Origin of the sequence: Tissierella sp. (assembly GCF_052089545.1) — a bacterium.
GTDB lineage: Bacteria > Bacillota > Clostridia > Tissierellales > Tissierellaceae > Tissierella_A.
Genome location: NZ_JBQDAA010000108.1, coordinates 1 through 7,754, shown reverse-complemented (window position 1 = coordinate 7,754; position 7,754 = coordinate 1). Strand labels below are relative to the sequence as shown.

Genomic DNA, 7,754 nt, shown 5'->3' with positions numbered 1-7,754 from the left:
TTTAATTGTACCATGTTAAGTAAAGAACTGTCCTATTAAGTGTAACCTATCCATTCATTATTTTAGGATATAAAAAATTATTTATACTATAATATATATTAGTGTTTTTAGTTAAAAAATCTATTATATATGGATAGGTGAATCTAGATATTATTATAGAGAGAAATATTCTTACTAAACTAAGGAGCGATAAAATAAAACCTTTGTTGTAGCCGGACAAAGCAGTTAATCCGATAATTATTAAGATAACTATATCTATTATATTCATAACATTTCCTTTCTAAATGTATTATTTAATAAGTATTTTTAAATATATACTTATATATTAGTGCCTGTATATATAAGTATATATATGATATCATAAAAATATCTTTGTTTATTAGAAATTATAATCAAAATTTAAATATAAGATAGGATAGGAGATGATATTTATGAAAATAGATAAAAAATATAGAGGAATTATATTTTCGTGTCTTGCTGCTGTATTTATATCTGTTCCAATTGCTTTTATTATGGTAATAATAAATTATGGATTTAGAGCAGGCTTTATAATAGCATTTTTAAAATCTGCCTTAGCAGGTACAGCTATTTCTGTACCATTAGCAAATGTTTTTATTCCATGGGCAGAAAAAATAACAAATAAAATAGTGGAAGAATAATCTTAAAACTTTAAAATATTTATAAAACTATAATACTATACTAATTAAATTATACATAAGGATTAAAATTGCTATCTGATTACAATCTTTTAAAAGAAGCAAGAAAAACTCATAAGATATTTCATAAAGAATTAAATGCCTCTAAAGAGTAAACATCTGAATTATTAAATATAATCTATATAGAGAGGCATAAAATTATATAACACTTCCAAAGTATGCATTCTAATTAATTAGAATGCATACTTTGGAAGTGTTTTTATATGTAAATTTATATGTATGATCCAAATGAGTAATATATAGTCGAGGAAATGAAGTTATAGATTAAATAAATTGGATATATTGTAAGAGTAAATAATACCAATAACTTGGTATATGAAAAAATAGAATTTGATACAGCAAAAGTCTTAATTAATGAATACAGAAAAAATATGGAAGGAGATGATGTATAGATGTTTGGTGGAGCAGAAATAATGTTAATATTACCCTTATTAATTTTTATATCTATAATAGGAATAGGAATTTTTATTCAAGTAAAATTATCTAGAAGTGAAAACAAATATTTAGGGCTTATATTGCCTGTAATTTCTTTTTTATTATCTATTTATATAATTTTTAGTATGGCTGCCTTTACCCTAATGACATCTACTTCTACTACTAGTGATAGTGGTGTAGATGAAGGGGTAGAAGATACTATAGAAGAACCAACAGAGGTGACAGAAGAAGTAGTAAAAGAAGAAGTAACCTCAGATGTGGTTCTTGGTATGTTTTTTACTTTCTTAATAACTAATATTCCTACAGCTATATTAGGAGGAATCTATATAAATGAAAGAAACAAGATTAGTGTAAAAAAATCAATAGATAAAATGAAAATAGATGATTTATAATTATAATATGACTAAACTAAAATATATAATTTAATATTATTAACACAAAAAATAGTAGAAGAATCTACTGTTTTTTGTGTTAATAGAAGGAGGAAGACTACATAAATAACCCTAATTTTTATTTAATTTCCTTCCTTTTTAATAAGTTCTAGATAGTCATATAATGTCGATATAAATTCATGTCCTTTTATTCTCCCCAATCCTCCATGGCTGCAATCTATTTCATTATATTTTTCTATTCTATTTTTTCTAACTCCTGGTCCATTTATTAATATAGGTACCGGATCTCCACTGTGTTCTTCTTTTTCACAAGGTGTGGAATGATCTGCTGCTACAGCAATAATGGTATTTTCCATATTACCTTTTAATATTTCTCCTATAAGTTTATCGAATAATTCTATTGCTTTTACTTTCAATTTTGGTTTTCCCTCATGTCCCATTAGGTCTGGACATTTCATGTTTAAAGCTACAAAATCACTATTTTCTAATTCTTCTATTACTTTTTTAGCTTTAAAATCTATATCAGTATCTATATTGCCTGTCATTTTTTTATCTGTAACTATTTTAAATCCTGCTAATCTAGCGACTCCAAGAACTGTTCCTTCTGCTGCTATACAGGAAGCTTTAAATCTAAATTTATTTGTTATTTTTTCTATGTCTGGCATCATTCCAGCTCCTCTAGTTAGGAGAAAGTTTGCTGGTAATAATTTGTTTTTTATCCTTGTTTTATTTACTTCTTGGTTTTTTAATATTTCATGGGCTTTTAAGAGGAATTTATTTAAAATTTTAGCTGTAAATATAGAATCTTCTAATCCATCGGTTGATTTAACTTTTTTATATTTTGTATCTCCTTTTATTACTTTTGGATCTGAATCGCTTATGTTTGCACTAAGACCTTGACCTCTTAGTATTAGTATAGATCTGTGTTCTGTAGCTTCTTTAAATAGAATTTGGACCCCATTTATTTGAATGTTATTTATAGATTCTGCTAAAGTTTTGGTGTTTTTTCTAATTCGTCCTGCTCTTCTATCTATTACATTAAGATTGTTGTCTACAGTTGCAAAATTACATCTAAATGCTACATCGCCTGGAAGAAGTGTAAGACCTGCACCTGATGCTTCAATAGGTCCTCTTCCTGGATAATCTTCTTGTAAATATCCAAACAAGATCATATGTGCAAGGTCTGTGCCTATAGGTATACCTGGTCCTATTATATCAACTAATCCACTAGTACCTTTTTTTGCTAAATTATCCAAATTAGGCGTATTTGCATATTCTAGTGGGGTCATATATCCTAATTCTTTACACGGTCTATCTCCAATCCCATCTGCGATTGCAAGTATAACTTTTTTTTTCATTTTACCATCTCCCATTATTAATATATTTTAAAATAATATCTGGAACCATGTAAAGTATAATGTTGATATAACTATAGAACCTACAAAGCAAGTTACAAGGCCAAGTTTTAGTTGATCTCCTACATCGAAATATCCTAGACTAAGATAGAGGGCATTTACCTTAGAATGTGGGGGTAGTGTAAGAGTATAAGCAATTCCAAAGGAACAAGCCATTGCTAGAGGTACTGGTGCTATACCTAGGGTTTGGGCTAATGTTATTACTGTTGGTATAAATATGGTAGCGCGCACTGTTTTAGTCGTAAATATTAAATGGCTAAATATTGTTATAGAGATAATTATTACTGCTACTATATTATGACTTAATGATTCAAGACCAATTCCATCTACCAATTTACCTATTACGTAGCTTGCTCCTCCAGAATCATTAAATGCATTTCCTACTGCATAGGCTCCTGCTGAAAATAGCATCATATTCCACTTTATCCCTGATTGTTTCCATTCAAGTACTCCATACTTTGGTAGGAGGCACAGCAGCATACTAATTACAGCAGTTTGGACTGTGCTTAATCCAAAACCAAACCATTGTTCTTGATGATTTCCTGTTGCCCAAGAAAGAAGTGTAAAAGCAAATATAGCTGCTGCTTTTTTCTCTTGCAATGACATAGGTCCAAGTTCATCTAATTGACCCTTTAGTACTTTACTAGTATCTCCACCTCCAACCCCATTAGAACTTACTTTAAACATTTTGTATCCTATAAAAACATGAGTATAGCTGTTATTATAGCTTGGGGTGCTGAACCTAATAACCAGTCTATATATCCTAAGTTAGAACTAGTCATTTCATTTATAAAACCTATTGCTAAAAGTTGACTTGATGTAGCTGTTATTACCATAGAAGTAGCAAGGTGATTGTTCATAATACCTTGTAGTGTCATTAATCTTCCAAAATTACTTTCTCCTGGAATTTGTTTATATACTTCTAAAAGTACTACCACTATGGGTGCTAATAATACGGCTCTTGCAGTAGTTGAAGGAACAAAAAATGCTAATATAAAGTTTACAAGCATTAATGCAGCTAATGTTCCTTTTGTAGTTTTACCAAGTTTTGTAATCAATTTAAGTGCTAGACGCTTTCCTAGATTAGTCTCATTTATAGCTGATGTCAAAACAAAGGAGGCTACCATCAACCAAATAATATCATAACCTAGTGTTCCAAAAGTATCTTTTTGACTTTCAACTGCACCTATCATTGGAAGTATTAAAATACCAATAATTGAAGTTTGATAAATAGGTATTGGCTGTGCAACCCACATGATAAGAGCGAAAACAAAGACTGCCATACTTCTTTTTCCTTCAATAGTCATTCCATCAGGAAGTGGCATGGCCATAATGATAATGAATAAAAGTACTGCTGCAATTCCACCAATTTTTGCTTTTCTACTAATATTTGTATCTTTGATCTTTTTTGTTGACATACTTACCCTCACCTATCCTTTCTTGATTTTGTGTTTAATATAATTGTATGCAGCAAACCTCTATAACATAATTCTATTTAGTTTTAACGATGATAACTATTAGTTATAGTGCATATAATAGGATAAAGAAAGTAGATAAAAATAAAACTAAGATGACCTTTTTAAAAACACATTTTAATTTGAAACCATTATATAAGTATATATAAATCCAGGAAGGTGATAATTGTGGATATATCTAAGCTAAAAACTTTTTTAATTTTATCTGAATGTAAGAGCTTCTCCAAAACATCAGATATATTATATTGCTCTCAACCAGCTGTAAGTAAACAAATAAAAAGTCTAGAAGATGAATTAAATGTTCCCTTGTTTGATAGAATGAGAAATGAAACTTCCTTGACTATAGAAGGAATACACTTTAAAGAATATGCTGAAGAGATAGTTAAACTTTATGAAAACTCAGTAGAACATATAAGGCAAATAGAAGATATAAATAAGGGGACGCTGTTTTTTGGAGCTACCAATTTCATAGGGGTTTATATTGTACCTAAGATTATAAAAAAATTTCAAATATTATATCCAAATATAAAAATAAGCATGCTGATAAAGCCATCTAAAGAACTTTTTAGAAGACTTGAGAAACATGAAATTGAATTTGTATTTTTATCTCACTACATAGAAATGAATAAGGATGCTTATATTATTAAAAACTATTGTAAAGATAGATTGGTTCTTATAGTAAATACTTATCATAGGTTGAGCAATAGAAAGTCTTGTATATTGGAGGAGTTAAAGGATGAACTGTTTGTTATGAAGGATGAAAACTCTTCCTTATATAAGTTTTTAGATGAAAAGTTTGAAAACTTTAATTTTGAAAAGAAGCTTACAATTAGTAATCAAGAGGGTATAAAGCAAGCAGTGATAGAAGGTGTTGGAATATCTATTATGTCGAAAGCTTCTGTAGAAGCAGAAATAAAAGCAGGATTTATAAAAGTATTAGAAATCGAAGATTATGATTTAGAAAGAAATATAAATTTAGTCCACGACAAGAAAAAACATATAACACCAGCAGGAAAAGCTTTTATTAAATTATTAGAAATAGATTCTGAATAAATTTCTTATATAACAACTTGTCTTCTTTACATTAGATAAAAATTTTTAAGAGGTCAGGTTATATAATGCTTAGTAAAAATTATCTAATATAAGGATATTTTGGTAAGCTAAGTAGAAAATATGATATTATATATTATATATCATTTCAATGGAGGAGATAAGGTGGAAAATACATTTATAATGATTAAGCCTGATGGAGTAAAAAGAGGACTTGCAGGAGAGCTTATATCTAGGATAGAAAAGAAAGGTTTTAAGATAGTACAAGCTAAATTATTCCAGCCAGATAGAACTTTAGTCGAAGAACATTATAAGGAACATAAAGATAAACCATTTTTTGATAAATTAGTAAACTATATATTGGAAGGTCCAGTTATGGCAATGGAAGTAGAAGGAGAGGCCGCTATTGAAATAATGCGTAAGATGATAGGAGATAAAGATCCAAAGCTTGCAAAACCTGGAACTATAAGAGGGGATTTTGCTAACACCATGAATAAAAATGTAATTCATGGCTCTGATTCAATTGAAAGTACCAATAGGGAGCTTGACTTATGGTTTTAAATATTTAGAATTTAACAATAAATGGATTGATTTAACACTAATAAAGTGAAAATATATATTTGTAATAGGATAAATTAAAGAAAACTGAATATTATTACAACAATGATTGATTTTTAAACGAATATAAACTAAACAATAGCTATTGTTTAGTTTATATTCGTTTATAGATATAAAAAAGAACATAAAATAAATAGTAAAGGAGGAAGTTACCGATAAATAAAGATATTACAAAATATTTAAGTTTGGGTTTTGTAAATCTTTGGTAGCGACAAAATGAAAAAAAGTTTATTTAATGGAAAAGGTAGAACATTATTAGGTTTACTTGCTTTTATTGCAATTGGAGGAGGTTTAATTATATCAACTGTGATCAATGAAAGAAACTTATACAAGACAGAAATATTGATAATTTTTGGATGCTTTTTTGTAATAAGTTTATTGGATCACTTTAGAAGAGTAATAAAAAAAGATGATAAATTTATTTTTAATAAAAGAAGTATATATTTTTTAATATGCTCTTTTATAGGTGTTACTTTAACATGGTTTATAAACCATGAGATGGGATATGGAGCAATTATAGCAAATGGATTAGTTGGTGTCATGGCAGCTATATTTCTTCCAAACGACTTAGCTGGTATAACATATACATCATCATTTATGGGGATGAGTTCATTTGCTGTGATACCTTCTATTACAGCAGCAGCAATTGGGAGTTTGATAGTAGGAATAATACTTTTAACAACTGTAGAAATTTATGCAGGTATAGGTGGTAAAGGTGGCACTACAGCAGCATTATCTACAATAATTACAAATGCAATAATAAAATTTTTTATATAGGAGGTATTTTATGGAAGAAGTACTTATTTTAATAATATCTGTAATTGCAGGTATAGCTACTTATATAGTCTCTCACATTTTAAATAGGGGAGCAGTCATAGCTTCAGCAATCATAACCTTAATATCAGGACTTATGCTTCCATATTTTTTCCCTTTAATGGGCAGTGTATTAGCAACAGCAGCGGCTTGCTCTTCTTATGCGGGAATGATTTCTCTTGAAAATGCGTTAAATCTTCTAGAGATGTCTGTAATATCTTTGATGACTGGAATACTTTTTATAGCTACTATAAATTCGTATCCAGGTATTGGAGGGAGACTTGGTACTATGGCAGCTATATCATGTTTTGCTTGGCTAGGCTTTAAGAAAGTGTTTGTTGGATTTGATTAGATAGGATGAAAGTTAAATATTTGCTACATAAATGAAAAGTATAAATGATAAAAAGGAGGTAAAATTTATGAGATTTAACAAATCAAAACTAATAGCATATTTTGGCATGATAGCACTTTTAGCTAGTATGGTTGTAGGTTTATTAGGATTCTCAAGTAGAGCAGAAGACATAAACGATATTAAAAATCAATTATTAAGAACTCACGTTGTAAATAATATTCATTTAAAAATGAAATATATTAATAACTCTTATGGTCGATTGACCCAAGGAGATGGAACCCTGCTTGATAAAGATGGGAAGAGTATAGAAGGTAGATTTGGAGTAGTAGACACTGTATTAGAAAATTTAGGAGATAAGGCTACTATATTTGTTAAAATTAGAGATGACTTTAAAAGAATTTCAACAAATATTATGTCTGACAAAGATGAGAGAGCTATGGGTACATATTTAGGATCTGACCATAATGCGTATGATACAGTAATGAAAG

11 protein-coding genes are annotated in these 7,754 nt (G+C 28.8%); 7 read left to right on the top strand and 4 right to left on the bottom strand.

Features of this window, described 5'->3' with window-relative positions; all coding sequences use genetic code 11:
• Positions 1 to 46: 46 nt before the first annotated feature.
• On the bottom strand, positions 47 to 268 hold the full coding sequence (locus ACTHW2_RS08465) for a CvpA family protein (RefSeq protein ID WP_442263510.1): 222 nt from the start codon (positions 266 to 268) through the stop codon (positions 47 to 49).
• A gap of 163 nt (positions 269 to 431) precedes the next feature.
• On the opposite strand from ACTHW2_RS08465, the gene ACTHW2_RS08460 reads away from it, so the two are divergent.
• Positions 432 to 659 (top strand): DUF2798 domain-containing protein, encoded by a 228-nt coding sequence (locus ACTHW2_RS08460; RefSeq protein ID WP_442263509.1) that lies wholly within the window; start codon positions 432 to 434, stop codon positions 657 to 659.
• A 449-nt stretch (positions 660 to 1,108) separates the two neighbouring features.
• Positions 1,109 to 1,543 (top strand): hypothetical protein, encoded by a 435-nt coding sequence (locus tag ACTHW2_RS08455; RefSeq protein WP_442263508.1) that lies wholly within the window; start codon positions 1,109 to 1,111, stop codon positions 1,541 to 1,543.
• 122 nt (positions 1,544 to 1,665) lie between these two features.
• Here ACTHW2_RS08455 and apgM read toward each other — a convergent pair whose 3' ends face one another.
• The 3 genes from apgM to ACTHW2_RS08440 are packed head-to-tail and all read right to left on the bottom strand — an operon-like array spanning position 1,666 to position 4,376.
• On the bottom strand, positions 1,666 to 2,901 hold the full coding sequence (apgM, locus tag ACTHW2_RS08450) for a 2,3-bisphosphoglycerate-independent phosphoglycerate mutase (protein WP_442263507.1): 1,236 nt from the start codon (positions 2,899 to 2,901) through the stop codon (positions 1,666 to 1,668).
• Between the two features lie 27 nt (positions 2,902 to 2,928).
• Positions 2,929 to 3,645 carry an SLC13 family permease gene (locus tag ACTHW2_RS08445; protein WP_442263506.1) on the bottom strand — a complete coding sequence of 239 codons (717 nt, stop codon included), beginning with the start codon at positions 3,643 to 3,645 and terminating at the stop codon, positions 2,929 to 2,931.
• Positions 3,646 to 3,653: 8 nt separating this feature from the next.
• Complete coding sequence (locus tag ACTHW2_RS08440; RefSeq protein WP_442263505.1) at positions 3,654 to 4,376, bottom strand: SLC13 family permease; 723 nt, start codon at positions 4,374 to 4,376, stop codon at positions 3,654 to 3,656.
• A gap of 225 nt (positions 4,377 to 4,601) precedes the next feature.
• Between ACTHW2_RS08440 and ACTHW2_RS08435 the strand changes: the two genes are divergently transcribed.
• The 5 genes from ACTHW2_RS08435 to ACTHW2_RS08415 all read left to right on the top strand — a co-directional run.
• Positions 4,602 to 5,486, top strand: a complete 885-nt coding sequence (locus tag ACTHW2_RS08435) for a LysR substrate-binding domain-containing protein (protein WP_442263504.1) — start codon at positions 4,602 to 4,604, stop codon at positions 5,484 to 5,486.
• A gap of 162 nt (positions 5,487 to 5,648) precedes the next feature.
• A complete protein-coding gene (gene ndk, locus ACTHW2_RS08430) occupies positions 5,649 to 6,044 on the top strand; it encodes a nucleoside-diphosphate kinase (protein WP_442263503.1) in 396 nt (131 codons plus the stop codon).
• A gap of 273 nt (positions 6,045 to 6,317) precedes the next feature.
• Positions 6,318 to 6,878 carry a hypothetical protein gene (locus tag ACTHW2_RS08425; RefSeq protein ID WP_442263502.1) on the top strand — a complete coding sequence of 187 codons (561 nt, stop codon included), beginning with the start codon at positions 6,318 to 6,320 and terminating at the stop codon, positions 6,876 to 6,878.
• A gap of 10 nt (positions 6,879 to 6,888) precedes the next feature.
• The gene (locus ACTHW2_RS08420) at positions 6,889 to 7,266 is read left to right on the top strand and encodes a hypothetical protein (protein ID WP_442263501.1); all 378 of its coding nucleotides are present in this window, start codon (positions 6,889 to 6,891) and stop codon (positions 7,264 to 7,266) included.
• 67 nt (positions 7,267 to 7,333) lie between these two features.
• Positions 7,334 to 7,754: Cache 3/Cache 2 fusion domain-containing protein (locus ACTHW2_RS08415; protein WP_442263500.1), on the top strand; the 421-nt coding region annotated here is incomplete at its 3' end.

Bases quoted from the DNA above. Each gene is read 5' to 3' on its own strand.
- ACTHW2_RS08465 (WP_442263510.1), bottom strand. From the start codon at position 268: ATGAATATAATAGATATAGTTATCTTAATAATTATCGGATTAACTGCT.
- ACTHW2_RS08460 (WP_442263509.1), top strand. From the start codon at position 432: ATGAAAATAGATAAAAAATATAGAGGAATTATATTTTCGTGTCTTGCT.
- ACTHW2_RS08455 (WP_442263508.1), top strand. From the start codon at position 1,109: ATGTTTGGTGGAGCAGAAATAATGTTAATATTACCCTTATTAATTTTT.
- apgM (WP_442263507.1), bottom strand. From the start codon at position 2,901: ATGAAAAAAAAAGTTATACTTGCAATCGCAGATGGGATTGGAGATAGA.
- ACTHW2_RS08445 (WP_442263506.1), bottom strand. From the start codon at position 3,645: ATGTTTAAAGTAAGTTCTAATGGGGTTGGAGGTGGAGATACTAGTAAA.
- ACTHW2_RS08440 (WP_442263505.1), bottom strand. From the start codon at position 4,376: ATGTCAACAAAAAAGATCAAAGATACAAATATTAGTAGAAAAGCAAAA.
- ACTHW2_RS08425 (WP_442263502.1), top strand. From the start codon at position 6,318: ATGAAAAAAAGTTTATTTAATGGAAAAGGTAGAACATTATTAGGTTTA.
- ACTHW2_RS08420 (WP_442263501.1), top strand. From the start codon at position 6,889: ATGGAAGAAGTACTTATTTTAATAATATCTGTAATTGCAGGTATAGCT.